The sequence below is a fragment of the Rhodococcus sp. NyZ502 genome, assembly GCF_041464245.1.
Lineage (GTDB): Bacteria > Actinomycetota > Actinomycetes > Mycobacteriales > Mycobacteriaceae > Rhodococcus_F > Rhodococcus_F qingshengii.
Genome location: NZ_CP167155.1, coordinates 161,070 through 186,507 on the forward strand (window position 1 = coordinate 161,070; position 25,438 = coordinate 186,507).

24 protein-coding genes are annotated in these 25,438 nt (G+C 62.5%); 12 read left to right on the top strand and 12 right to left on the bottom strand.

The features are described from left to right. Positions 1–20: 20 nt before the first annotated feature. Together ACBG85_RS00795 and ACBG85_RS00800 are read right to left on the bottom strand one after the other, a co-directional pair. Positions 21–536: a hypothetical protein gene (locus tag ACBG85_RS00795; RefSeq protein WP_030535865.1), complete on the bottom strand. Its 516-nt coding sequence runs from the start codon at positions 534–536 to the stop codon at positions 21–23. Between the two features lie 14 nt (positions 537–550). Beyond that, positions 551–1,204 carry a DUF6474 family protein gene (locus ACBG85_RS00800; RefSeq protein WP_003944178.1) on the bottom strand — a complete coding sequence of 218 codons (654 nt, stop codon included), beginning with the start codon at positions 1,202–1,204 and terminating at the stop codon, positions 551–553. A 124-nt stretch (positions 1,205–1,328) separates the two neighbouring features. Here ACBG85_RS00800 and ACBG85_RS00805 point away from each other — a divergent pair, with 124 nt between their 5' ends. Continuing rightward, positions 1,329–2,885, top strand: coding sequence for a TM0106 family RecB-like putative nuclease (locus ACBG85_RS00805; protein ID WP_065352824.1), 1,557 nt, complete (start codon positions 1,329–1,331; stop codon positions 2,883–2,885). Positions 2,886–3,023: 138 nt separating this feature from the next. After that, positions 3,024–5,351, top strand: a complete 2,328-nt coding sequence (locus tag ACBG85_RS00810) for a putative bifunctional diguanylate cyclase/phosphodiesterase (protein ID WP_372025832.1) — start codon at positions 3,024–3,026, stop codon at positions 5,349–5,351. Positions 5,352–5,406: 55 nt separating this feature from the next. Here ACBG85_RS00810 and ACBG85_RS00815 read toward each other — a convergent pair whose 3' ends face one another. Beyond that, complete coding sequence (locus tag ACBG85_RS00815) at positions 5,407–6,174, bottom strand: SDR family NAD(P)-dependent oxidoreductase (RefSeq protein ID WP_003944195.1); 768 nt, start codon at positions 6,172–6,174, stop codon at positions 5,407–5,409. Between the two features lie 158 nt (positions 6,175–6,332). Between ACBG85_RS00815 and ACBG85_RS00820 the strand changes: the two genes are divergently transcribed. Genes ACBG85_RS00820 through ACBG85_RS00830 form a run of 3 tightly spaced genes read left to right on the top strand, consistent with a single transcriptional unit; the run spans position 6,333 to position 9,059 of the window. After that, complete coding sequence (locus tag ACBG85_RS00820; RefSeq protein WP_030535862.1) at positions 6,333–6,923, top strand: hypothetical protein; 591 nt, start codon at positions 6,333–6,335, stop codon at positions 6,921–6,923. Next, positions 6,916–7,566 carry a DUF6308 family protein gene (locus ACBG85_RS00825; RefSeq protein ID WP_047272733.1) on the top strand — a complete coding sequence of 217 codons (651 nt, stop codon included), beginning with the start codon at positions 6,916–6,918 and terminating at the stop codon, positions 7,564–7,566. The genes ACBG85_RS00820 and ACBG85_RS00825 overlap by 8 nt, the downstream gene beginning before the upstream one ends. 35 nt (positions 7,567–7,601) lie before the next feature. Then, complete coding sequence (locus ACBG85_RS00830) at positions 7,602–9,059, top strand: DUF222 domain-containing protein (RefSeq protein ID WP_372025835.1); 1,458 nt, start codon at positions 7,602–7,604, stop codon at positions 9,057–9,059. Here the strand turns inward: ACBG85_RS00830 and ACBG85_RS00835 are convergent. Beyond that, the gene (locus ACBG85_RS00835) at positions 9,037–9,588 is read right to left on the bottom strand and encodes a GNAT family N-acetyltransferase (protein WP_081557181.1); all 552 of its coding nucleotides are present in this window, start codon (positions 9,586–9,588) and stop codon (positions 9,037–9,039) included. The two genes, ACBG85_RS00830 and ACBG85_RS00835, sit on opposite strands and share 23 nt — an antisense overlap. Beyond that, on the bottom strand, positions 9,585–10,268 hold the full coding sequence (locus ACBG85_RS00840; RefSeq protein WP_081557182.1) for a TetR/AcrR family transcriptional regulator: 684 nt from the start codon (positions 10,266–10,268) through the stop codon (positions 9,585–9,587). Before ACBG85_RS00840 ends, ACBG85_RS00835 begins: the two co-directional genes overlap by 4 nt. A gap of 102 nt (positions 10,269–10,370) precedes the next feature. Between ACBG85_RS00840 and ACBG85_RS00845 the strand changes: the two genes are divergently transcribed. The 5 genes from ACBG85_RS00845 to ACBG85_RS00865 are packed head-to-tail and all read left to right on the top strand — an operon-like array spanning position 10,371 to position 16,029. Continuing rightward, on the top strand, positions 10,371–11,561 hold the full coding sequence (locus tag ACBG85_RS00845; protein ID WP_007735955.1) for a lipid-transfer protein: 1,191 nt from the start codon (positions 10,371–10,373) through the stop codon (positions 11,559–11,561). 42 nt (positions 11,562–11,603) lie between these two features. Continuing rightward, positions 11,604–12,035 (top strand): SRPBCC family protein, encoded by a 432-nt coding sequence (locus tag ACBG85_RS00850; protein WP_030535858.1) that lies wholly within the window; start codon positions 11,604–11,606, stop codon positions 12,033–12,035. A gap of 7 nt (positions 12,036–12,042) precedes the next feature. Next, the gene (locus ACBG85_RS00855) at positions 12,043–12,918 is read left to right on the top strand and encodes a MaoC/PaaZ C-terminal domain-containing protein (RefSeq protein WP_030535857.1); all 876 of its coding nucleotides are present in this window, start codon (positions 12,043–12,045) and stop codon (positions 12,916–12,918) included. A gap of 41 nt (positions 12,919–12,959) precedes the next feature. Further along, positions 12,960–13,826 carry an SDR family oxidoreductase gene (locus ACBG85_RS00860; RefSeq protein WP_007735961.1) on the top strand — a complete coding sequence of 289 codons (867 nt, stop codon included), beginning with the start codon at positions 12,960–12,962 and terminating at the stop codon, positions 13,824–13,826. A 4-nt stretch (positions 13,827–13,830) separates the two neighbouring features. Then, a complete protein-coding gene (locus tag ACBG85_RS00865) occupies positions 13,831–16,029 on the top strand; it encodes an acyl-CoA dehydrogenase (RefSeq protein ID WP_372025838.1) in 2,199 nt (732 codons plus the stop codon). A 20-nt stretch (positions 16,030–16,049) separates the two neighbouring features. Here ACBG85_RS00865 and ACBG85_RS00870 read toward each other — a convergent pair whose 3' ends face one another. The 4 genes from ACBG85_RS00870 to ACBG85_RS00885 all read right to left on the bottom strand — a co-directional run bounded on the left by ACBG85_RS00870 (position 16,050) and on the right by ACBG85_RS00885 (position 19,225). Beyond that, positions 16,050–17,462 (bottom strand): amidase, encoded by a 1,413-nt coding sequence (locus ACBG85_RS00870; protein WP_372025840.1) that lies wholly within the window; start codon positions 17,460–17,462, stop codon positions 16,050–16,052. 90 nt (positions 17,463–17,552) lie between these two features. Beyond that, a complete protein-coding gene (locus ACBG85_RS00875) occupies positions 17,553–17,711 on the bottom strand; it encodes a hypothetical protein (RefSeq protein ID WP_003944172.1) in 159 nt (52 codons plus the stop codon). Between the two features lie 144 nt (positions 17,712–17,855). Further along, entirely contained in the window at positions 17,856–18,506 is a 651-nt protein-coding gene (locus ACBG85_RS00880; RefSeq protein WP_007735968.1) for a sterol desaturase family protein, read from the bottom strand. Next, positions 18,503–19,225, bottom strand: a complete 723-nt coding sequence (locus ACBG85_RS00885) for a FadR/GntR family transcriptional regulator (protein WP_007735969.1) — start codon at positions 19,223–19,225, stop codon at positions 18,503–18,505. The genes ACBG85_RS00880 and ACBG85_RS00885 overlap by 4 nt, the downstream gene beginning before the upstream one ends. 166 nt (positions 19,226–19,391) lie before the next feature. Between ACBG85_RS00885 and ACBG85_RS00890 the strand changes: the two genes are divergently transcribed. Continuing rightward, entirely contained in the window at positions 19,392–20,414 is a 1,023-nt protein-coding gene (locus ACBG85_RS00890) for an ABC transporter substrate-binding protein (protein ID WP_218695350.1), read from the top strand. Then, complete coding sequence (locus ACBG85_RS00895; RefSeq protein ID WP_054831752.1) at positions 20,411–21,424, top strand: ABC transporter substrate-binding protein; 1,014 nt, start codon at positions 20,411–20,413, stop codon at positions 21,422–21,424. The genes ACBG85_RS00890 and ACBG85_RS00895 overlap by 4 nt, the downstream gene beginning before the upstream one ends. 12 nt (positions 21,425–21,436) lie before the next feature. Here ACBG85_RS00895 and ACBG85_RS00900 read toward each other — a convergent pair whose 3' ends face one another. The 3 genes from ACBG85_RS00900 to ACBG85_RS00910 are packed head-to-tail and all read right to left on the bottom strand — an operon-like array spanning position 21,437 to position 25,406. Beyond that, complete coding sequence (locus tag ACBG85_RS00900) at positions 21,437–22,888, bottom strand: amidase (RefSeq protein ID WP_075831774.1); 1,452 nt, start codon at positions 22,886–22,888, stop codon at positions 21,437–21,439. Positions 22,889–22,921: 33 nt separating this feature from the next. Further along, positions 22,922–24,184 carry an amidohydrolase gene (locus ACBG85_RS00905; RefSeq protein WP_075831776.1) on the bottom strand — a complete coding sequence of 421 codons (1,263 nt, stop codon included), beginning with the start codon at positions 24,182–24,184 and terminating at the stop codon, positions 22,922–22,924. Positions 24,185–24,197: 13 nt separating this feature from the next. After that, positions 24,198–25,406: an MFS transporter gene (locus tag ACBG85_RS00910; RefSeq protein WP_372025843.1), complete on the bottom strand. Its 1,209-nt coding sequence runs from the start codon at positions 25,404–25,406 to the stop codon at positions 24,198–24,200. Positions 25,407–25,438: the final 32 nt, after the last annotated feature.

A 25,438-nucleotide genomic window follows, 5' to 3' on the forward strand; every position in this document is an offset into this window, starting at 1 on the left:
GGGGGGCATTCTACGAATCTTCAGACCAGGGCAGGAGGACCGCGCCGCGAGATGCTGGCGCGAAGTAGAGCGTCGACAGGTCCGTGATGGATTCCGGTCGAGACGGTGTGGCCGCGGGAAGTGACAGCGGCGGGAGCCAGAGACGCCAGGACGACGTGGAGAGCGTGGGTGACAACTCGGTAGAGGCGCTCGGCGGCCAGGACCGCCACCGCACAAGCGACGGTGGCACTGGCGTGAGCACCGAGCATCACCAATCCCGGAGCGGGCGAATGAGCGTGCTCGGAGAGCGTCATGGTGGTGTGCGCGGCCAACTGACCCAGACCCAGAGCAACGATCAAGGCAGCGGGCCCCCGTGAGAGGGCGGGAAGGGTGGCCGTCACGGCGCCGACGGTTGCGCAGACGGCGAGCAACAGGGTCAGCGACGACGACTGTGGCAGCTCGCCTCCGCCGATCCCGTGCGCGGCGACAGCGAGAGCAGCCGAAGCGGAACCGACAGCTGTCCCCCGGAGGGTCGCGGTCTGCTCGGCTGCTCTCACTGGCGTTCTCAGGTCTAGCGCACGCCGAGACGTGCGAGCAGATCTGCTTCGACGCCGTCGAGTTCGGAAGAAATCGCCTGGTGAGCTGCTTTACGGCGAGCCTGCGGCATCTGCTCGGCAGCGCGAACTGCCGTGCTGAGGTCGCCGAGGCGCTCACGGATGGCGGCGGCGAAACGCTGCGTCTCCGCGTCGTCGGGCTTGCGGCTGAGGATCTCGGTGACCGAGCTCTCGGCGCCGGCGATACGAGCGCTCAACTTCGCGCCGTGACCGGTGTAGTCACCGAGCTGGTCGACGGCGATGCCCATCTTCTGTGCACGCGTGGTGTCGAGCTGGGCGCGCACCGCCGTGGCTGCGCGGTAGGCGATCGGCAGGAGAACGGGGGCAAGCAGACGTGCCACTCCCAGGTACTTACGCACCTTGGCGACGGTCAGGCCCTGATTCGCAGCGGCCTTCTCCTGCGCCTTCAGGGTCGCGATCTGCGCCTTTTCGATCTTGTGCTGTGACTCGATCTCGGCTTTCTCCAGCTTCTTGAGCGACTTGGTCTCGACCTTGTCGCGCTTACGCTGGCTCTTGGCGTTGAGCTTCGCCTCGACCTCAGCCTTGTGCTTGAGAGCCTTTGCCTCCGCCTTGCGGGTGGCACGAGACTTTCGCTTCTTGAACAACCCCATCGAAAAGGACCCCGTTTCCAGGTGTTTGTGTGTTGCCAGGTACCTGCGCTTCGGCTTCAGCCTAGGGGAGCACATAATCTTCGTCATCGTGTGTTCCGTTAACAACCCCGCGCCCCAGCTCCCGATCATCGATTCGGGGGCGTTGACCCGATGCCGTCATCGGGTGCGTCTGGACGGGTTGTTTCCCGGGAAATCGGCTTCGGAACCCGTCGACACCGGCGTCAAGCAGCGCCAGGATGCCGCGATCGCGAAGCGCGCGGAGATCGCCGAACTCGTGATCGGTGCTGCTCCCGAGCGTTGGGTGAAGATCAACCCCGACCAATCGGCGTCGGCTCAGGCTCGTGACACTCTCACTGCCTGTGAGGCCGGCGCAGACCGGATCTGGGGCGCGGTCTTGCCGGTCGAGCGCGACACCGGACGCAAGGGCCGCTGCGAAATGCTGATCCGTGACGACGAGGGTGGCGGGTACATCCCCGTCATTGTCGTCAATCACAAGGTGACCGATCCCGGCCAGGGCGCGATCACCTCGGGGCTCTTCGAATGGGAGCCCGCGGCCGATCCCAAACGCAAGGTCCGCAGTCAGGTCCGCGATCAGATGCGCGTCGCGCAGGTCTATCGGATGCTCGAGCGTCGTGGGCTGGCGAGCCCGTCGCTGACGGCAGGCGCGATCGGATACAACGGAGACTGCATCCTCGTCCACGACCTCAGCGCGATTCTCGACGATTACGACGAGCGTTTCGCCGACCGTATCGCTGTGGCCCGCGGTGAGGTGCTGACGTCTCCGTCACAGGTGAGCGAGTGCAAGTCGTGCCCGTGGTGGACCGAATGCAAGCAGGAGTTGGTTCGCAACCGCGACGTCAGCCTGGTGGCTGTCGGATCGCGGGCCGAGCTTCTGCGCGACGTCGGCTGCAACACGATCGATCAGTTGGCCGCCTGGGACGGCGAGCCGCTCGAAGATTGGCCGCACGGAAATTTCGACGACGCAGTCGTGATCGCCAAGGCGTGGTTGGCAGATGCTCCGTTGGTGCGGCGGTTCGAGAAGATCTCGGTGACTCGGGCGGACATCGAGATCGACGTCGACATGGAGAGCTATCAGGAGCACGGCGCGTACCTGTGGGGGACGTTGCTCAATGTCGGCGGCTTCTCGATGTATCGAGGATTTGCGACGTGGGATCCGCTGCCGACGCGTGACGAGGCGCGGTCGTTCGCAGAGTTCTGGGGCTGGCTGATGGCGGAGCGTGCCGCGGCCGCTGCTTCGGGTAAAACCTTTGCCGCATACTGTTATTCGCGTTCAGCCGAGGACAAGTGGTTGTTGGACTCGGCGCGCAGGTTTGCCGGTGAACCCGGGATTCCGAGTAAGGACGAGATCCGCGAGTTCATCGACAGTCCGCAGTGGGTCGACATCTATCAAGCAGTGAGTGATCAGTTCATCTGCCCGAACGGAAAGGGGCTCAAGAAGATTGCGCCCGTCGCCGGCTTCAACTGGCGTGACGCCGAGGCCGGGGGTGAAGCGTCGATGGCGTGGTACCGCGAGGCGGTCGGCTACGACGGTGAGCCGGACGAGACGCAGCGGACACGCATCCTGCAGTACAACGAGGACGACGTCATTGCCACCAAGGTCCTCCGTGAGTGGATGACGGACCGCGCGGAGAAGGAAATTCCGCTGGCTTCCGAGTTGTAGCGCTGATCCGTTCTGTCGCGATTGTCTGAAACATCCTATTTAACAGTATGTTTCAACTCGTAGTTTCTCGTCATCGTGTGTCCGGAACCCGCATCCGCGCTACCTTCATCTGGTCGGCTCCACGATGGAGGGTGTTGCATGCTGAGCAGGCTGACTTCGAGTGCGAGCGACGCCGAACTGTCTGACGTCGAGCGGCGCGACCTCTTCGCACGCCAGATACTGCAGGTGACGACGGTCGCGCCACTGGCCAACATGGTCAATGTACTCAGCGTGTGCGCTTTGCTTGTGTATGTCGTACCCCCCGGTCACAACGAGTTTCGGGTGATCTGGGGTTCTGCGGCCTTCTTGGTCGTCCTCAATTCGGTGCGCGTCTGGATACCGCGAGTCGTCCTGAAGGGCCGGTACACGCCCAAACATACGACGAAGTACGACTACTGGGCGCTCATGCTCGAGGTGATCCTGCTCGGGCTTCTGCTTGTCGTTCTCGCCGCCGCGATGCTTCCCGTGACGGACAACTCGCGAAAGCTTGTGCTTCTAGCGACATTCGCCGGAGTCATGGGCGCCGGCGCCGTAGCATTGTCGACGGTTCGGTCGATAGCGGTAGCGTGGATTCTGGTGCACAGCATCGGATTGCTCGTCGTTATCCTGCCCAAGGGAACCACGGAATACGCTGTCCTCTCGTTCCAGTTGGTCGTGTACTCGGTGACACTGATTATCGGCGTCGTGTACCTCTGGGCGTCGTTCCGAAGTCGTTGTCTTGCCGAGTTCGAGGCTGCTGCCGAGCGCCAGACGGTCAGTTTGCTTCTCGACGATTTCGAGGGTGGGTCACGCGACTGGCTGTGGGAAGTCGACACCACCGGGACGTTGTCGCACACCTCCGCTCGGCTGTCGCAGATCTCGGGAGTTCCCGTCTCCGACCTGCGAACCCTGTCGCTGCGCGGATTGTTGGATCGGCTCGACGTGGGTTCGACGAAGAGTGGCCGAGCCGCGGTCCAGGTCATCGGAGATCACCTCGACCGCCTCATGCCGTTTCGAGAGGTCGTCATTCCCGTTCGTGTCGACGGCGTCGACCGATGGTGGTCTCTGTCGGGTCATCCCAGGCTATCCGAGGCCACGGAGTTCGTGGGTTGGCGAGGCGTGGGCTCGGACATCACCGAGAAGTACAACTACGAGCGGCGAATTCTGTGGCTTGCTGCAACCGACGGACTGACCGGGCTCCCGAATCGCCGGACGTTCGGCTCGGAGCTGTCCGACGCGCTCGGCACCGTCCGAACCGGCGAGGAAGTCCTTGTCGGAATCCTCGACCTGGACAATTTCAAGTCGGTGAACGACACGTTAGGGCACCCTGTCGGTGACAAATTGTTGATTTCCGTTGCTGCACGGCTCAATCGGGTGGTCGACGGCGCCATGTGCGCGCGAATCGGTGGTGACGAATTCGGCGTCGTCTTGCGGGGAACAGGGGACGGCGGAGAGGTGTTCGCTCGCTATCTGGATGCATTGCGTGAGCCGTTTTACGTGCGGGGGAATCGCATCGAGGTTCGTGCATCGATCGGCTATGCCGGCGCACCCGCAGATTCCGAAGATGCGGACACGCTTGTCATGTCCGCCGACCTGGCGCTGTATGCGGCAAAATCCGCCGGCAAGAACCGGGTAGGAAGATACTCACCGGTGCTGCGGGCGCGGGCCAGGGAGCGAGCATCGGCCCTGCAAGAACTTGGGCTTGCGATCGAGTCTCGGCAGTTCGAGCTGTACTACCAACCGCAGGTTCGTGCGGACACCGGCCGCGTCGAGGGTTTCGAGGCACTGCTTCGCTGGAATCACCCGGTGCGGGGCGTGCTTGCACCGCACATTTTCATCGATGTCGCGGAGGAGACCGGCCTGATAGTCCCTCTGGGGCTTCAGGTACTGAACATGGCGTGCGCCGAAGCCGCGACGTGGCCCGACGACACTTACGTGACGGTGAACGTCTCTCCGGTGCAACTGATGTCGTCCGGGTTCGGATCGGCCGTGAACGATGCGCTGGAGGCAAGCGGTCTGTCCGGCAAACGGCTTCAGCTGGAAATCACAGAGACGGGAGCAGTGGAGGAGCTTGCCGTCGCCGAGTTGGATCGCCTGCGTGCCACCGGAATTGCGATTGCCCTGGACGACTTCGGAACCGGCTATTCGTCTTTCGAGAGTTTGAAGAAACTGCCGTTGGACATCCTCAAGATCGACCGGTCGTTCATCACCGAACTGAGCGAGGGTGATTCGGCAGTTGTCACTTCGGTGGTCGAGGTGGCGAAGGCGCTCGGTATGCAGTCATTGGCGGAAGGCGTGGAGACGGCCGACCAGCTGAGGCTCTTGCTTACCGCCGGTTGCGAATTGGTTCAGGGTTACTACATCAGCCGACCGATGCCGGCGAAGGAAGTATCCGAGTACCTCAGCGCAACTGCCCACTCCAACGGTGGGTATTTTCATTCGTTCTGACAACTGTGCGCCTTTATTAACCGCGGGCGGTTAATAAAGGCGCACAGCAGGGAGGTTAGCGCGGCGCCATGCGCAGTGCGCCGTCCATGCGGATGGTCTCGCCGTTGAGGTAGTCGTGCTCGACGATCATCTGCGCGAGCTGCGCGTACTCGGACGGCTGGCCCAGGCGCGACGGGAACGGAACGCCGGCCTCGAGGCCCTTGCGGTACTCGTCGGTGACGCCTGCGAGCATCGGGGTGTCGATGATGCCGGGAGCGATCGTGTTGACGCGGATGCCGAACTGCGCAAGGTCACGGGCAGCCGGAACCGTCATGCCGTGCACGCCGCCCTTGGAGGCGGAGTACGCGATCTGGCCGATCTGGCCTTCGAAGGCAGCAACGGAAGCGGTGTTGATGACGACGCCGCGCTGACCCGACTCGTCGACGGCCTCGGTCTTGGCGATGGCGTCGGCGGCCAGGCGCATGACGTTGAAGGTGCCGAGCAGATTGACGGTGATGACCGTGCGGAACAGCTCGAGGTCGTGCGGACCCTTCTTGGACAGGATGCGTCCGGCCCAGCCGACACCGGCACAGTTGACGACGATGCGCAGCGGGGAGCCCGACTCGACGATCTGGTTGATCGCTGCTTCGACCTCTTCGCCGCTGGTCACGTCGGTGGGGATGAGGGTGACGCCGGCGGGGACGTTGTCGCCTGCGCGCTCGATCGACGCGGGCAGATCCAGGCCGAAGACGGTAGCGCCGGCGTCGGCGAGGCGCTTGGCTGTTGCGGCGCCGAGGCCTGATGCCGCTCCGGTGACCAGTGCTGCGGTTCCCTTGATTTCCACTTCGTGTGCTCCTCGAGTTAGCGATCGGTAAGGCGGTGGTACGTGTCGAGAACCATAACGCGAGGGTGTATGTGAGGGCGAACGCGCGAGACCCGCGTAGGGCTGGGTACCTTGGACGCGAGGTCTGAGAGCAAAGCACCGGACGAGAGGGGACCTGCGTGAGCAAGGCGCCTGTGCGTCCCGCCGCTTCTGTCGAGAATTTCGAGCGGTTGCAGCGCGACCCGCTCTTCGAAGATCTTGCCGAACTGATTGCCGAGGTTCTCTCCTACGCGTTCGACGCTCCGGCCGCCGTCGAGATCGAACAGTGGACGATCAGTTGCCTGCCGTCGACCAACCGATCCGCGGAGCGCCATCGCTTGTTCACGCTCAATATCGGTCCGATGGAGATTCTGAGCGTCGAGTGCCATCTGGTCGGCGGTAAGCCGATCGAGCACGTCATGTCCGTGTACGTATCCAGTTCGGCACTGGAATCGCGAACCGGCTGCAGCATCGAAGAACTCGATGCCAAGCACGATCTGGTCGCCATCAGACGCACCGAGTTGGCGTCCGCCGACGGCGACGGGACCGTGATCGACTGCAGTCTCGAGGATTCGGATGCGTTGGAACAGTTTGCTCAACTGCCCGTCGACATGACGACGGTTCGTCCGCTCGCGGAGCATCTTGTTGCCAAGGGCAAGGGCCCATTTCGGCAGTATCACAACGCCGGGTTCGCCAAATATGTACTGGAAAGGTCGCTCGACCATGGTTGATCAGTTGCCCATCCGACTCCCGCGTGTGCTGCGAGACGGGGACGATGACGGCGCGGTCGACGTGCTGCAGGAATATTTCACGAGGCCGCTCCGAAAGACCGGTTATCTCCGAACCGGTGCGTTGTGGGATTCCTGGGATCCCAGTGGCAATCGCGATCGTGATGCGAACATCTTCACCGCGGAAGATCTTGTTGCGGTGACTCTTCTGTCGGTTCAGGTTCCGGCGCAAGGAGCCTTCTTCCTGCTCGGGGAGAACAATGCCGAACTGAACCGACTCCTGGCGGACGTGGGCCCGGATCGCGATCTGTCGAACGAAGCCGATCCCTTCACTCCGGAATCCCCGGTGTGGCGGTTGGAGACGGCGCTTCGAGAGATTCACGGTGTCGGGCGAACCATGGCGTCCAAACTGATCGCGCGCAAGCGTCCGCGACTCTTCCCGATCTACGACGACGTCATCGGGCGGGAGTTGGGAACGAAGTCGGCCCACCTGGAACCCGTTCGCGTAGCCATGCGGGAAGACGAGTTGCAGAGTCGACTCCTCGATCTACGTGCACGAGCAGGTCTCGACGAATCCGTTCCGGTCATCAGGGTGTTGGACGTGCTGGCGTGGATGCAGGGTAAGGGATACAAACCGGCACTCTAGCTTTCTTGTCGGTGGGTGGGTTTATTGTCGAATGTATGTTCGATAACGGATCGACGGGCGGTGTGGGGGCAGTCGTCGATGACGGCCGTCCTGTCGTCGATCCACTCATGTTGCCGGACATGCTCTTTGCGACGGCGCAGAGCGAGAACATGCTAGCCGCGCAAAAGGTGCTCGGTGCATCCATGTTGTCGGAGTCGAGATTCAACGCCGAACTCGACGTGTCCGGTGATGTCGACAAGGCGTGGCGGATCGCATGCAACGAGATCGCGGTCATGCTCACGTGCTCGCGTCGTACTGCCGAAGTCCACATCGAGATCGGTGATGCCCTACGGGAGTTCCTTCCGCTCACCAAGGTCGCCTTCGCTGCCGGCGAGCTGGACTATGCGCGTGTGCGCAAGATTGTCGACGGACTCACCGGGGTCGACCCCGAGGCGATCGCAGCACTCGAGCGCCGGGTACTTGCCTCGGCGCACCGTCTTCCGCCCGGGCAACTGGAGCGCGACATCGAGCGCCAGCTCTTTGCCTACGATCCGGATGCTGCCGCCGAACGTCGCCGGAAGATGCTGGAACACCGCGATGTTCGCACGCGAGCAGATCGTCACGGACTCGCCCAGTTGCAGGCAACACTCAGCGCGACCGAGGCCGTCGAAGCGCTTGGCCTGATCAACGAGGCCGCCGGAAGCGTCTGCAACCACGATCCACGAAATGTCTCGACCCGTAGGGCCGACGCACTGGTCGCTCTGCTGCACGGCGAACAGGGGCTGACTTGTCAGTGTGGCAGCGAAACGTGCGAGGCAGCATCCACAGCAGCTCGATCGACTGCATCCTCACGTCGGAAGCCGTTGTTGCACATCGTGTGTGATCTGGCGACGCTCCTCGGATTGATGTCAGATCCCGCGAGCATCGACGGATACGGGCCGATCGATCCTGATTTTGCTCGCGAGCTCGCCGCTGATTCCACCTGGCAGGCCTTGTTCGTCGATTTCCGCGCCCAGGCCGCGGGGAACCGACCGCGTCGGCAGCATGCTCCGACTGTCCTGCCGCTTGTCACCCGACGTGATCGCCCAAGTCGCGATCCGAACGGCTGCGGGGATCGGATTCGGGCGATGCAACGGTTGGTCGCGCGATCCCCGGACATCGTTCGAAGATCGGATGGGCATGGCACCCAACCCGATCCGCCTCCCGGCGCGCTGACCTATGCTCCGGGAGCGGCTCTGGCCGCATTGGTGCGGGCCGTCGACGGTCACTGCCGGTTCCCTGGTTGTTCGGTGCCCGCGAACAGGTGCCAACTCGACCACATCACCGAGTTCGATCCTTCCGATCCGAGACGCGGTGGGTGGACCATTGCGAGCAACCTCCAATGCCTGTGTCGTCATCACCATCAGGTGAAGACATACAGGTTGTGGACGCCGGTGATGCTGGAGGACCGTGCCATTCACTGGACCGATAAAACCAGCGGGTTGACGGCTGTCACGGTTCCGGAGAGGATCTGACTTCGAAGATGGTTTCCAGACCGTCTTCTTCGTCCCACTGCTCACCGACTTCGCAAAAATTGTACTGGCTGATCAGATTTCGTGATGCGATGTTGTCCGGACTGATGGTCGCTCGAACGGTGTGTACTTCGGATTCGCGACTCGCGACGTCGAGAAGTATCTCGAGGGCGGCCCGTGCGTAGCCCTGGCGCCGGAACGCCGGGTCGATGCGATATCCGACCTCCACCATCCCGCGCGCATCGGGACGACCATGGAATCCGGCCAACCCCACCGGCGTCGAGGTGCGGGCATCGACGGCGATGCGGGTGATCCACGCGCTGTCGAGGGGATTCTCTGCTATCTGCTTGCTCCGGTAGCGCCACAAGCCCTGGCATTCTTCGCCGAGGAGATACGGGGTCAGGAGGTCGGGTGCGAGTTCCATTGCAAGAGTGGCGTTGTCTTCACCCAGTGCGTGCAGGGCGAGTGATGGAACCTGGACCAGTTGAAGTCCCCGTCCGTCGAGTGTCCAGGGTAGTTCGGTGACTGTCACAGGTCGGCGATCGGAGTCGACAGCGTTATGTCGACGCCGATGCTCCGGAGATTGCCGTCGAGAACCTGCCAGATGGAGCGCCCCAGGAACTCGGCCAATTCCGCACTGGACACATCGGAACCCGGCTGGCTGAGCCAACGGTTGACGCTGACGTCGACCAATCCGATGACGCCGAAAGCCAAGGGCTCCGCCATCTTCGACGGTTTGCCACGGCTGGTGAGGATCGTGCCCAACAAATTTCCCAATTGGACGGCGATGGCCGTCTTGGTTCCGGTCACCACTTTCGAACCGGTGGCCCGCGTACTCGGCGAGCCCTTGCCTAAAAAGTGGTGCAGTCGTGGATATTTCACAATCCACTGAAGGTAGGTCTCGACGGCCCGTGAGATGGCCTCGCCGACGGTGCCCTTCGGCGTGAGAGTGGGGGCCAGGTCGGTCATCATCATCTCGAGGATGCGGACTCGCAGCTGCTCGTCGAGGTCGGCTCGATCCTTGAAAATCCGGTAGACAACAGAGCGGGGGACGTCGGCGCGCTCGGCGATCTGCTGGACGCCGACGTCGGCGCCACCTTCGTTGACTGCATCGAGTGCTGCGTCGAGGATTCGCGCTTTGCGCTGCTCCTTGTGATCGTTCCAGCGAGTGCTGCGCCCGTCGGGCTGCGCCGACTCGGCTGTTTTTGTCATAAATCGAACGATACTCACCCCGCCATTGACTGGACAAGATGTCTCACATACTTTGGTGGGACAGCGTGTCACACACAGATACCGTTCTCTTCAGGAGTGGCAATGAGTAACAGGGTTTTTGTCGTCGGCGTCGGCATGACGAAGTTCGAGAAGCCGGGAGCCCGCGAGTGGGACTACCCCGACATGGCACGCGAGTCGGGTACCAAGGCGCTCGAAGACGCGGGTATCGACTACACCGAGGTCGAGCAGGCATACGTCGGCTACGTCTACGGCGAGTCCACCGCAGGTCAGCGCGCTGTCTACGAGCTCGGTCTGACAGGTATCCCCATCGTCAACGTGAACAACAACTGTTCGACGGGATCGACCGCGCTCTACCTCGCCACGCAGGCAGTCAAGAGTGGCCAGGCCGACTGCGCACTGGCGCTGGGCTTCGAGAAGATGCAGTCCGGGTCCCTCGGATCCACCTACGACGACCGTGAACAGCCACTCATGCGGCACCTCCTCGCTCTCGCCGAACTGCAGGAGTTCGCGATGCCGCCGGCTCCGTACATGTTCGGCGCCGCGGGCGTCGAGCACATGGAACGCTTCGGAACCACTGCCGAGCAGTTCGCGAAGATCGCCGTCAAGAACCACAAGCACTCACTGAACAACCCGTACGCGCAGTTCCAGGACGAGTACACCCTCGAGCAGATCCTCGAAGCACGCCAGATTCACGGGCCGCTCACCAAGCTCCAGTGCTCGCCCACCTCGGACGGATCCGGCGCGGCGATCATCGCCAGCGAAGCATTCGTCGAGAAGCACGGCCTCGCTGCTCAGGCGATCGAGATCGTCGGGCAGGCCATGGTCACCGACATGAACAGCACTTTCGAGGACAAGAGCGCCATCAGCCTCGTCGGCGCAGACATGACCCGCAAGGCCGCCGAGAAGGTATACGCCCAGGCCGGGATCACCGCCGACGACGTCGACGTCATCGAACTCCACGACTGCTTCTCCACTAACGAGTTGCTGACCTACGAGGCACTTGGACTGTGCGCCGAAGGTGACGGCGGCAAGCTCGTCGACGCCGACGACACCACCTACGGCGGACGCTGGGTGGTCAACCCGTCCGGCGGCCTCATCTCGAAGGGCCACCCCCTCGGAGCAACAGGCCTCGCGCAGTGCGCCGAACTCACCTGGCAGCTCCGCGGAACCGCGGACAAGCGTCAGGTCGACGGCGCGAAGGTCGCCCTCCAGCACAACATCGGACTCGGCGGTGCAGTTGTCGTGACCGCATACAAGCCCTACGCACGCTGAATCACACCCTCAACCCGCTAGCTACCCACTAGGAGTTTCATCATGGCTTCCGTTTCCGTCTCCGCCGTACTGCCCGCATCCCCCGAGAAGACCTGGGATGCGCTCTCCGATCTGTCTCGCTGGGAAGAGTGGCTCACCATTCACCAGGGCTGGAAGAGTGAACTCCCCACCGAGGTGGCTTTGGGCGCCAAGTTCACCGAGGTCGTCTCGGTGATGGGTATGGCCAACAAGATCGAGTGGACCGTCGAAGAGGTCGAGGTTCCGAAGATGGTCAAGATCGCCGGAACCGGAATGGCCGGCGTCACCGTCGAATTCATCCTCTCGGTCGAGGCCGACGGTGCGGGTTCGAAGGCAACCGTCGACGCCAGCTTCAAGGGCACCATGATCGTCGGGCCGATCGGCAAGGCAGTTGCCAAGAACGCCAAGGCTGATCTCGAGGCCTCGCTGGCCAAGTTCGCCGAGCTGGTCGGGTAACGGCTCGATGACGACACCGAAGACCAACGCGGTCGAATTCGATACGTCCGGGCTGGACGTATGGACCGATCCGGAGCACTTCGAGGTGACAGCCGAGCGCATCGCCGAATATGCCGCTGCCACAAACGACCCCATCGAGCGACACCTGAAAGGCGAGATCGCTCCGCCGGTCTTCGCGGTGGTACCCGTCTTCATGTCGATGGCACCCGCTGCGCTGTCGGTGGCGCCGGTCGAACTGCTGATGAAGCTCGTTCACGGTGAGCAGGACTTCCTGTTCCACCGTCCGATCTACCCCGGTGACCACCTTGTCGCTCGTGCCAAGCCCATCGGATTCGAGGGCCGGGACAACGGATCCACCGTCGTCATCTACGTCGAAACCAAAACCGACAAGGGTGAATTGGTCAACGAGCAGTGGATGACGGCCTTCTTCCGCAAGGTCGACGCGGGCCCCGGACTTGGCGAGAAGGCTCCCGAACACCGATTCGACGACGCTCTTCGCGCTGGTAGACCCGCAGCGGTGGTGAACCAGCACATCGACGAGGACCAGACATTCCGGTACTCACCGGCTTCCGGCGATCCGATGCCGATTCACCTCGACGAGGAGATCGCTCGGATGTCCGGTCTCCCCGGAATCATCAACCATGGACTGTGCACGATGGCGTTCACGTCGTGGGGAGCCCTGACCGAACTGGCAGGCGGCGAGACCGAGCGGTTGCGCCGTCTCGCAGTGCGATTCGCGAAACCCGTACTCCCGACCCAGGACATCGAGACGGTGTTCTACAAGTCGGGTTCGGCAGACGGAGCCACGTCGTACTCGTACGAAACCAGCGCGGTCGGCGACCTCGTGATCAAGGACGGCCTGGCGGTCATCGCCGACAAATGAGTCTTCATGTCCGACAACTGAACTGATGGGAATCTGAACTGATGGGAAGTCTCGACGGTCGCGTAGCGATCATCACCGGAGCAGGACGCGGCATCGGCCGTGAGCATGCGCTGCTCTTCGCTCGTGAGGGTGCGAGCGTCGTGGTCAACGATCTCGGCGGAGCAAACGACGGTTCCGGTGCAGATGCCGGCCCCGCGCAGCAGGTAGTCGACGAGATCGTCGCTGCAGGCGGCAAGGCCGTTGCCAACACCGACAACATCGCCACCTGGGACGGTGCCGAGGGCCTCGTCAAGCAGGCCGTCAGTGAGTTCGGCCGACTCGACGTCCTGGTCAACAACGCCGGCATTCTTCGTGACGCCTTCATCGCGGGTATGGACGAGAGCCAGTGGGACGCAGTCATTGCCGTGCACCTCAAAGGGCATGCCGCGACACTGCACCACGCTGCCGCATACTGGAAGGACCAGAGCAAGGCAGGCGAGACCGTCAACGCTTCGGTCATCAACACTGCTTCGGCTTCGGGTACCTTCATGCCCAATGCGGGCCAGGGCAACTACGGTGCCGCCAAGGCGGGCATCGCAGCTCTGACTTTGGTGGCCGCTGACGAGCTCGATCGATACGGCGTGCGCGTCAACGCAATTGCGCCGATCGCGCGTACTCGACTGACGCTGGCGACACCCGGTATGGGTGCGCTCTTCGCGGCCGAGGTCCCCGAGGGTGAGTTCGATGCGTTTGCGCCGTCAAACATCTCGCCGCTCGTGGCTTATCTCGCGGCGGCGGACTGCAAGCTCACCGGCAAGGTGTATGCCGTTCAGGGTGGGGCCATCACGGAACTCGCCGGCTGGCACGGTGTGAACACCATCGAGAGCGAGGGTCCCTGGACCACCGCTGACCTCGCAGAACGACTGTAAGCGCATGGCACGCAACGCATACGAACTCGGTCTCGGGCTGAGTGAGGAGCACACCGCGCTTGCAGATTCGGTGCGCTCCTTCGCCGAGCGCACCATCACCACCGAGCAGGTGCGCGCGGCCGTGGAGTCGCGGACCGAGGACAAGTTCCCCCAGTTCTGGACGGCGCTCGTCGGGCAGGACCTTCTCGGGCTCGCGGTTCCGGAAGAGCAGGGTGGCCACGGCGCCGGCCTGCTGACCTTGGCGGTGGCACTGGAAGCATTGGGCCGCACAGTCTCTCCCGGCCCGTTCGTTCCGACGGTATTGGCAAGCGCCGTTCTCGGCGCCGCCGATTCCAAGGCGGGACCCGAGTTCCTGCCCGGTCTGATCGACGGAAGTCGTACGGCAGCAGTCGCCTTGGGTGCACCGTTGGCGGCCGAGTCGTCGGACGGTGGGTACAAGATCACGGGCGCACTCGACGGTGTGCTCGGTGGTGAGCACGCCGACGTACTGCTGGTTCCGATCCAGTTGCCCGAGGGCGTTCGCTACGCGGTGCTCGAGAGCAGCGCAGTCGCGATCACCGTTCAGGACAGCATCGACGTGCTGCGCGGTAGTGCGCGGATCGAAGCTGACAATGCTCAGATCAGCGCCGAACGGATACTCGACGGTCTCACCGAGGCGCGGGTACGGTCCATTGCCGCAGTCGTTCTCGGTGCCGAAGACGTCGGTGTCATGTCCTGGTGCGTCTCCACTGCATCGGAGTATGCCAAGACGCGCGTGCAGTTCGGGCGACCCATCGGTCAGTTCCAGGGCGTCAAGCACAAGTGCGCGCAGATGGGCATTGCGCTCGAGCAGGCACGCGCCGTTGTGTGGGATGCGGCAAGTGCATTGGACAAGGGCGACGACACGGCAGATTTTGCCGCCGACATCGCAGCAGTCATCGTGCCGGACGCCGCAGTGCAGGTAGCGCAGGACTGCGTGCAGGTTCACGGCGGAATCGGATTCACGTGGGAGCACGACGCACACCTGTACTACCGCCGCGCGCTCTCGATCCGCGGCATTCTCGGCACCCGCGAGGATCGAGCCAATCGTGTTGCGCAGCAAGCACTTGACGGTGTCAGCCGGGCTTCGGTTCTCGAACTGCCGCCGGAGGCAGAGGAGATCCGCGGCGGCATCGCGGCCGAGCTTGCCAAGTTGGTCGAGCTCGACGAGGACGACCAGCTGATCGCGCTCGGCGACGGCGGCTGGGTTCAGCCTCACCTGCCGAAGCCGTACGGGCGCGGCGCCGCTCCGCTCGAGCAGATCGTCATCTCCCAGGAGATCAAGGCTGCCGGAATCTCGATGCCGCAGCTTCTGATGGGAACGTGGGCCGTGCACGCCGTCGTGGCACATGGTTCGGACAAGCAGAAGCAAGAGCTGGCCGTGCCTACCCTGCAGGGTGAGCTGGTGTGGTGCCAGCTCTTCAGCGAGCCCGGTGCTGGTTCCGACCTTGCGTCCTTGTCCACGAAGGCCGAAAAGGTCGACGGCGGTTGGAAGATCACCGGTCAGAAGATCTGGACCACGGTTGCGCAGTTCTCCGACTGGGCAATGCTGATCGCCCGCACGGACGCCACCAAGCCGAAGCATCAGGGCATCACCTACTTCGTGCTCGATATGTCGACACCGGGCATCACCGTCCGCCCGCTGCGTGAGATGACGGGCTCGGCGTTGTTCAACGAGGTGTTCCTCGACGACGTGTTCATCCCCGACGAGAACGTGGTCGGTGAGGTCAACGACGGGTGGAACGTCGCCCGGACGACGCTGGCCGGCGAGCGCGTCGCGCTCAGCCAGAAGATGGAGGCGTACGCCTCGGACTCCGATCTGCTGAAGTTCGCGAAGTCGGCAGACCTGAGCCCGATCGGACGCTACCGTGTCGGCGAGCTGGTTGCGGAGAGTCAGGCGATCGATCTCATCGGTTCCCGCGTTGTGCTCAAGCAACTTTCGGGAATCGACGTGAGTACGACGTCGAGCGTCGGCAAGCTGTTGGCGATGAAGATCAGCCAGTCGATCGCCGAGTTCGTCGTCGCCGAACTGGGTGCTGCCGGAGCGGTCAGCATCCCAGGTCAGCCAAGCGACAAGGCGATGGAGCAACTCATTTCGGGCCGTGCCACCACCATCTACGGTGGCACAACCGAGGTGCAGCTCAACGTGATCGGAGAGCGCATGCTCGGATTACCGCGAGACTGAGGGTATTTATCGGGTGGGGCTCAGTCCTGGATTCTTCTCCAGGGCTGAGCCTCTTCCAGTTCGAAGGCCAATTCGAGGAGCGTGCGCTCGTCGCCGAGATCGGCGGAGAAATGCGCAGCCAACGGCAAACCATTGCTGGTCTGATGCATCGGTAGCGAAATCGCGGGACCTCCGGAAATGTTGTTCAGTGGCGTGAACGATGTGTACGCGATCAACTTGTCGAAAAGCTCCTCGAAAGGCTGAGCGGGAGAGAGGTATCCCAGCTCGGGGGTGGTGTGCCCCAGGGCCGGCGAGAGCACGACGTCGTACTTCAAGAACATGGCGCTGTATTGCTGCTGGAGCCGTCGCAGACGATAGAGCACGCGCGGCGTCTTCACCAGGTTCTTCCGGTACAGCGTGTAGAGGCCCTTGGTGAGATTGTCGGTGCCGGACTTGTCGAAGTCGGGTCCGAGCATTTGTTTGCCACCGGTGGAGATGGCAAACGACAGAAAGCCCCAGTAAATGCTGAAGTCGTCGATGAATTCGGGGCCGACGGGCAGTGCTGCGTCCTCGACATGATGGCCAAGGCTTGCAAGGAGTTCGGCCGTAGCTTCGACGGACTTGCGCGTCTCGTCGTCCGTCTTGGTGACGGTGACGGAATCGGCGATCACGCCGACGCGCAGGCGGGTTGAGCTGGGTCCTTCGATCAAGCGAACCGGTGCGAGTCGCGGATTGCGGTAGTAGTTCTCAGCCGCAGACATCCATCGTGCAGTGTCGCGAACAGTGCGAGTAACGGCGCCCTGGGCGATCAACCGGATCGGCATCGACTTGTCGGCCGGATCGGCGATGGTGCGTCCGCGAGTGGGTTTGAGTCCGACGAGTCCGCAGGCAGCGGCGGGAATGCGAATCGATCCACCGCCGTCGTTGGCGTGCGCGATCGGGAGTACGCCGGCAGCAACAAGCGCGGCTGCGCCTCCCGAGGAAGCGCCCGACGAGTACGCCGGATTCCACGGGTTGTGCACGGGTTCTTCCGTCATGTATTCGGTGGACGCACTGAATCCGAACTCGGGCAGTCGGGTCTTGCCGATCGAAATGGCCCCGGTGGAGAGGAACTGCTTCGCGAAATCGCTGTCGGCTTTGGCGGGGATCGCGGTGAAGGCGGTACTGCCCTGCTGGGTGGGAAGGCCGGTGCTGTCGGTGTTGTCCTTGATCGCGGTGGGGACACCGGCAAAGACGCCCTTGGCGGGCCGGTTGCTCCTGGCGAGGGCACGATCGAAATCAGTGCAGGCCAGACCGTTCAATTGCCCCTGCACCGCCTCGGCGCGGGCGATCGATGCCTCCATGACTTCCCGTGCGGTCACCTCACCCGATTCGATCCGGGCGGCGACGCCGGTGGCGTCGAGGTCGCCCAGGGCGTCGTCGGTGAAAGCGTGGATGGGGGTGTTCGCGGTCATGGGGATCCTTGTCAGGCGGAGGCACTCAGGTCGTCCGTCCAGCATATTGGACGGACGACCCCTGAGTGGCGCTATCTGTGGATTGCGGTATCAGCTACCGAAGATCGTCACTGCCTGCTCGGCCGCCTGCGGCGCCTGCTGGAACACTCCCTGGGGGATGAACTGCTGCGGAATGAACTGCTGGGGGCCCAACTGCTGGAAGTTCGTGACCATCGGGTGGATCACGTTGTTGAATACATCGTTGAACATGTGTTGTGTCCTTCGGTTACAGCGTTTTTCGAACTTCTGACTCCATCGACACTAAGCACGGTTCTGACGAGTTTCAACGAAAATTGCTGATACACAGTCAAGTTCAAGTTCATTGCCAGCTGGGGGCCAGGAACCGGTCTTCCTTCACAGCTTGGACGCTGCGCCGTGCAGGTTCTTGGCTGTCGGGGAGGTCTCGACGGATTTGGGATCGGGGTACGTGCCCAGTACGCGATCGGCAGTTCCCGCGGTGGTGACGGTGAACCAGTAGTGCTCGTTCTTGAAGTGGTGGTTGCGGTGATTGCGCCAAACCGACCGGTAGAGAGCAGTTTTCGGCTTGTAGTCACTGTGGATGAGGAAATGTGTCCACTCGTAACCGAGGCCGAGCAGGGAAATGCAGGTCAGGAACGTCAGACCGAGTTCGACGCGGGGAAATGCCAGGAGGGCGACGGCTGTCAGAACGGGAATCACGATCAGGAGCGTCTGCCACGGGATGAAGATGAGTGAGACGGTTCGCGGCGCAAAGTGGTGTTCCCGATGGCTGCGCGCCAGCCGTGAATCGAGTGTGACGCCGGCAATGGTTCGCGGCTTCCAATGGAGAACGAAGACGTGAATGATCCACTCCACGAAGGGGAATGCGGCAAGCATCACGAGCGGAACGAGGGCGTCGGTGATCTGCCAGTTGCCCACTGCGATGCGCGCCGCCGCGGCGGCCAGCAGCATGGTGCCGATCATCCACGGCGTCGGTGACTTGCGGAACGTCCGTGCCGCATCGGCGAGAGTAAGAGGCTTGCTCATGGTTTCAGTCCTTCCAGGAAGGTGAGAGCGTCGCCGATTGCCGTCGTGCCGGTGTGAAGGAGCTGTGCGGCTGACGCCTCGGCAGTTGGCTCGTCGTGTGAAGTGATGGCGGAGGCCAGTTTTCGATACAGGTCGGTCTGGCCGACTTCGGCGACCATGACGGATGCAAGTGCAGTCATAGCCGGCTCGTATGCAGCCCGAAGGCTGTTGAAGATTAAACGGAAGGCAATGGAATCTGCGCTGTCGACGACGACGTCCCAGAACGCCAGAGCGCGGTCTTGCAACTCCACTGGATCTTCGGTGGCGCCTAGTTGATCAACGGCCGTGTCGAGTTCTCGGGCGGATTCCGCGGAGATGCGACGGGCGGCCAGCACAGCGATCTGCGGTCCCATCAACTCGCGAGTTTCCAGCACGCTGCGCACCACGCTCAGGTCGGGGACGCCGTCGCGCACCAGCAGCTGGGGGAGAAGTTCGGGTCCGGCCTGGCGTCGAAAATCGCGCACCGACGTGGACTCGCCCTGGCGGACCTCGACGAGTCCGGCCTGGGCGAGCTTCTGAATTGCCTCGCGGACTGCGGGCCGCGAGACGCCGAATGCCTCGGCGAGCTTGCGCTCGCTGGGTAGTGCCTCACCCGCAGCCAGCTCTCCGGCCAGCACTTTCACCGATATCTGATCGAAGACTGCGCCGGAGGCCGAGGTACGTGCAACGGGTTGAAACATGTACCGACCGTAACCTGCTTCTCGGTAAGAGGTCAAGTGGTAATACCAGTTCAACGATTGGAGGCTTGGCGCGAAAGAGATATGTCTTGGCCAAGAGGCTTCACCGTAACGGCGCAGGTGAGAGTAATTTTAGGTAGCCCTAATTCGGATAACCGTCAGGAAACCCATGACATCGCTCCTGTTACCGACTCCAGATACCGATGCAGAGTTCGCTCGCATCACCGCTGCCCTGACTCGACGCGGCTTTCTCGGCGGAAGTGCCGCCGCGCTGTCCACACTTGCTCTCGTCGGATGCAGTAGTGGGGAGGGCGGGGACGGTGCGGACGACGCAACTCGTACTGTGCAGACGCACTACGGATCCGTGGATGTTCCCGTCGATCCGCAGCGCATCGTCGCCGTCTCATACAACACCCCGTGGCAGTTGCAAGCCGTCGGCGCCCGACCCGTGGCGACGCTCGACTACAGCGCTTACATCGACCAGTTCACCCCGACACAGCAGAAGTTCATCGACGGCTTGTCCACGGTGGGGGTTTTCCTCGAGGTCAACCGCGAAGCCGTCGTGGCTGCCGCGCCTGATCTCATCGTCGGCGATGCGTACGAGATCGACGAGGACATGTTCCGCGAGCTCTCGAAAATTGCTCCGACAGCGGTGTATTCGGGCACGAACCGATCGGATTGGCGCGCTGTCGCCGAGGGTGTCGCAGACGCGGTCAACAAGGGTTCGGCATTGACGTCGAATCGTGAGAAGTATCAGGCGATGCAAGAGCGAATCCGCACCGAATACGCCGCGCAGCTTGGCGAGAATCGGTGGGCCCAGGTTGCTATCGGTGGTTCGGAAGGGCACTTCTCCATCTTGTATCCAACCGGAGTGACCGGCGCGATGCTCGCTGACCTGAACGTGACCCGCGGCGAATTCATCCCGGATCTGCGCCCAGCCACCGGCTTCGAAGCCTTCCCGCTCGAACAACTCGAAATGCTGCGGGACGTCACCGTCGTCATCTACCCGAAGCAGCCGAACGGAACTGATTCTGCAGGAATGAAATCCGTCTTCGCCAGCCCGCTGTGGAGCCGCATTCCGGCAGCAGCTTCGGCCCGGGTATTCGGAATCAGCACTCAGGTCACCGACTACGGCACTGCAATCAACTGGCTCAACGAACTCGAAACCGGCGCCTTGGAGGCACTTTCATGACATCACTTCTATTGCCCACCGCTGACACCGATGCCGAATTCGCTCGCATCACCGCAGCACTTACCCGACGCGGTTTCCTCGGAGCCGGTGCCTTGGCGGGGATCGGATTGCTCACGGCCTGCGGAACCAGCTCCGGTGAATCGGCCGAGGGTTCGATGCGCACCATCAACACGGCTCTGGGGCAGGTGGAAGTGCCCACCAACCCGCAACGGGTGGTCAGCGCCGATTACTACACAGGCCCCGCGATGTTCGACGCCGGGTTCACACCGGTCGGATTGCCGGTCGACTACGAGAACGCCGACGGCGTCCCGGAACCCTATGCGTCCGCTCTGCGGTCTCTCCCGAAGGTGGGACGCTGGTACGAGCCCAACGCCGAGGCGATAGCGGCTTTGTCTCCCGACCTGATCGTGATGACCAACCTGCTGTCGGAGAACAACCCGGATCTTTACGAGCAGATCCGGTCGATCGCACCGACCGCGGTTTTTGCCGAAGACGGGCAGTACGCATGGAAGGAGCGCGCCTTCGGAGTCGCGGACGCGCTGAACCAGAGCGCGAAGGTTCAAGAGTTGGCAGATCGGTACGAGGCGCGGATCGCCAAGTTCCGCAGCGACAACGCTGATGTGCTGAGCAAGGTTAAGGTCGTCTACACCACGTACTTCGAGGAGAGTGGTTTCTCGCTGTACTCGCCGACCAAGTATCAGACGACGGTCATCAGCGAGGCCGGGTTCCAGTTCAACGACCGCTCACTCGCAATTCCCGCCGGCAGCAACGAGTGGTTCCCGAAGGAGCAGTTAGAGCTACTCGACGAGGCCGACGTCATCATCACCAACAGTGGCAAGGGTCCCATCAACGAGAAGTTGGCGAACGACACCATCTTCCAGCGTCTGCGCGCCGTCAAGAACGATCAGGTGTACTCGTTCGACTACGAGGGCGTCGCGTCCTTCGGTTGGGCCCTGACATTCCTCGAGCAGTTCCAGCCGATTGCTGAGGAGATCAGAGCCAAGCTCTGATCTCCTCAGCAATCAAGAGGACGCCGGCGTCACCACATTCAGCTTCGGTTGATGCTGGTCGGTGTATGCCCACGGGCGGATCTTCTCCAGTGCTTTGCCGATCCGGAACACGGTCGGTTCGTCGTACGTATGGCCGACGATCTGGACGCCCGTGGGAACGCCGTTGTGTGCGTGTCCACTCGGCACCGCCAATACGGGGCACCGATTGGCGACGTTGAACGGCAATGTGAGAAGTGCTTCGGCGGTGTTATTCACGTGCTGACCCGCCACAGTGAGGCCGTCGAGCAAAGACTCGCCTGCCGGGAAGGCGATGGTGCCCGAAGTCGGGCAGATCAGCGCATCGAAGGGAGCCATCGCCTCGGCGAGCTCTCGTTGCATTTGGGTTTCCTTGCGAAGGCCGTCCAGAAATGACATTTCCGCAGCGCCCTTCGACGTGATCGCGACGTTGTCGAGCGTGTAGTCGGCAAGAAGATCACCGTGGACGCGAGCAACTTCCGCGACGGATGCACCCATGATCGTTCCGAAATGGACTTTCACCGCTGCTGCCATCGAATCACGAGTCCACGGCAACTCGATCTCCTCGACGATCGCGCCGGCATCGACCAACGACTGTGCGAGAGCCCGGGTGTTCACCTCGATGTCAGGCTCGATGGGGAAGTCACCGAGCCGCAGGCACAGGGCAATTCGCATTCCCTCGACCGACGGGTACTCGTGTGGCAGCGTGATCGCCGGCCTCAGGGAAGAATGGTCACGCGGATCCGGCCCGATCAGAACGTTGGCCAAAAGAATTGCGTCGTCGACAGTTCGGGCCATCGGACCGTCGCCACGGTAGGAATCCATGGACAGCGGGGCGACCCCGGCGATACGCCCGTACGAGGCCTTGAGACCGACGGTGCCGGTAAAGCCTGCCGGGCCTCGCGTCGACCCGCCGATGTCGGATGCTGTTGCCAGAGTAGTAGTTCCGGCGGCCAGTGCGGCGCCGGCTCCTCCGGATGAACCTCCGGGGCTGTAATCGAGGTTCCAGGGATTGCGGGTCACGCCCCACAAAGGAGAGTGTGTGAATGCCGCGACGCAGAATTCCGGTGTCGTCGTGCGTGCGTGAATCAGACCGCCTGCTGCCAGAACTCGGTCGATCACCGGTGCGTTCTCGCGGGCGATGTTGCCGCGCCCCGCCAGAGAGCCTTCGGTCAGCGACTTTCCGGCAATGGCATGTTTTTCCTTGGCAGCTACCGGAATTCCCTCCAGTGGCCGCGGGTCGGGTCCTTGGCCGCGATACCGGCTCTCGGCATCCCGGGCGCCTGCGAGTGCCTCGTCGAACATCTCTTCGGTGAAGGCATTGATGTGAGGTTCGAACTTCTGAGTTCGGTCGATGATTGCCTGTAGCAGTTCGACCGGAGACAATTCCCGCGCGCGAAAGTGAGCAATGGCTTCGGTGGCGCTGAGGTAGTGCAGTTCGTCTGACATGACGTTATCTCCCTGGGACAGTATGCGTGGGAATCACGCGCTCCGCGCAAGGGCTCCCAGCGCGGCCGCGGTCATGGCTGTAACACCTTCGGGTAGGGCAGCGGCGGGATCGGGGGCGAAGCGCGGTGAATGATTGGACGGCGTGCCGGGTGGTATCCGTCCCTCGGCGAGCGCGGCAAGGGCGGTTCCGTCGAAACTCTGCAGTGCCGTTCCGCCGAAATGCCAGAACACGGAGGGGCATTGGGCGGCGGTGCCGAAGATTCCGAAGTCCTCGCTACCTGAAAGTGGTTGTGACAGAGTGTGCATTCCCAAGCCGGCCTGTCGCAGGTCGGACATCACTGTGGACGTGGCGTCCGGAGTGTTGACCGTGGCCGGAAAGCCGTTGTACGCATGAACGTCCGGCGTCTCGACGGCGCCGGCTCCGTCCGCTTCTGCGCGAGCGATCCTGCCCACCGATTCGAGCATGTGATCTCGCGACGACGCACTGAAAGTTCGCAGGCTGAGTAGCAGTTCGGCGTCGTCGGCAATGATGTTCGCAGCTGTGCCGGCGTGCAAGGCTCCCACCGTGAGCACAGGTGCTGTCGGGGTTGCCGCTTCATGAGCGACCAGACTTTGAATGCGCAGCGCGAAAGACGCTGCCATCAACAAAGGGTCGATGCATGCGTACGGTGAGGACGCGTGTCCACCACGGCCGCGAAAGACCACTCGTATCGTGTCGGATGCTGCCATCAAGATGTCGGGTTTGCTGACCAACATCCCCGCCGGAGTCGGGCCCACGTGCTGTCCCAGGCAGAGGTCCGGTCGTGGGAAGCGGTCGAAGATTCCGTCGTCGACCATCGCGCGAGCGCCGGAGCCGGTCTCCTCGGCAGGCTGGAAGACCGCGACAACAGTCCCGGTGATCGATGTCGAATCCGCGGAAAGTGCGGCGCACGTGGCAAGTAGCGCGGTTACGTGGACATCGTGGCCACACGCATGCATGACTCCATCAGTTCTGGAGGCGTAGGACAGCCCGGTGTCTTCTGCCACCGGCAACGCGTCCATGTCGGCGCGTAGCAGGATCACCGGACCGCTGCTCCCTTCGAGAACACCGACGACACCCGTACCGCCGACCCCGACCGTGACGTCCCAGCCGCCGATTCGCCGAAGTTCCTCGGCAACAATTGCGGCGGTGCGAGTTTCGTCGCCGGACAACTCGGGGTGTGCGTGTAGGTCCCGGTAGAGCTCGAACCAGTGCGGCTCGACGGTTCGCAACCGCGACGGGTCTCCGAACTCGAGATTCGAAAGCAGTTGATTCATGGTTGATCTTCTTTCAGTTGGCGGTTTTCAGTTGCACCAGGTTCAGCATCTTTTCTCGGGTTTGCGGCGCTGCCATGACCGCGACGATCGCCACGACAGGCCCGAGCGCGAGAGATACGAACGCTGCTGACCAGGAGAGGTGGTCCACGATGAATCCGAATACCAACGGCGCGACTATTCCGGCGACCATGCCGCCGAAAATGATCATCGACGAGGCTGCTCCGACCACCGACGAAGGCAGGCTACGAAGCGGAAGTGCAAAACACGGCATGAAAGCGAAAGAGGCAGCGGCAGATCCGAGGGTGACGAGAACGACGAACAAGGCCGTGTTGGAGACGAAAGGAATCGAAACGAGCATCACGATGCACGCGAGCATGGACGGCACCACGACGACACGACTGTTGCCAGCCAGCCGATCGGAGATTCGCCCGCCGATGACGGTGGTCACGGCGGCCACCACGGTAGCCGGAATCAGAAGGAGGCTTGCGCTCGAGAGGGCGATTCCACGTTCGTCATGGAGGTACGACGGAACCCACGACGACATCCCCCAGATCACGAAGTCGTATCCGAAGAACATCAAGGCGAAGAGCCACATCGCGCGGGAGCGAAGTACGGTGCGCATGTTGTCCCAGGAGGAATCCGGACCGTGGTCGTTCTCCGCCGGAAGTGCCGGCGGGAGCCACAACTTGATGCTGACGAGCGAGAGTACGCCGAGCGCCGCGACGGCCAGAAACATTCCACGCCAGCCGATCAACGGGAGAAGTGCTGCCGCAACAACGATGGCAAGAAGCGTACCGACGGCGTTGGAACTGTTCATCCATCCTGTGGCAGTGGCACGTTGCTCCGGGATGCTCCGCTCGGCAACGAGCTTTACTGCAGCTGCCGGAAACACTCCCTGCGCGAGACCGAAGAGAAAGCGAACAACCAGAAGCGTCCCGAACGACCAGGCAAGGGCAGTGAGGCCGGTGAAGGCACTCCACGCCACCAACCCGATCAGAGCCATCCGGACTGCGCCGTATCGATCGGCGAGCAGTCCACCAGGCAGTTGGGCCAGCGTGTATGCAATGAAGAACGTGGAGATGATCAATCCACGCTGGGAGTAGTCGAGATCGAACTCCTCACCGAGCAAGGGGAGAGCGAGGTTGATCGCCAGCCGATCTATGTAGTCGATCGCGTACGCGAAGAACAGCAACGCGACCGTGACTTTGGTGGAGCGAAGCACTGGGCCTCCAAGTGGTGAACCTGTGAAGTGAT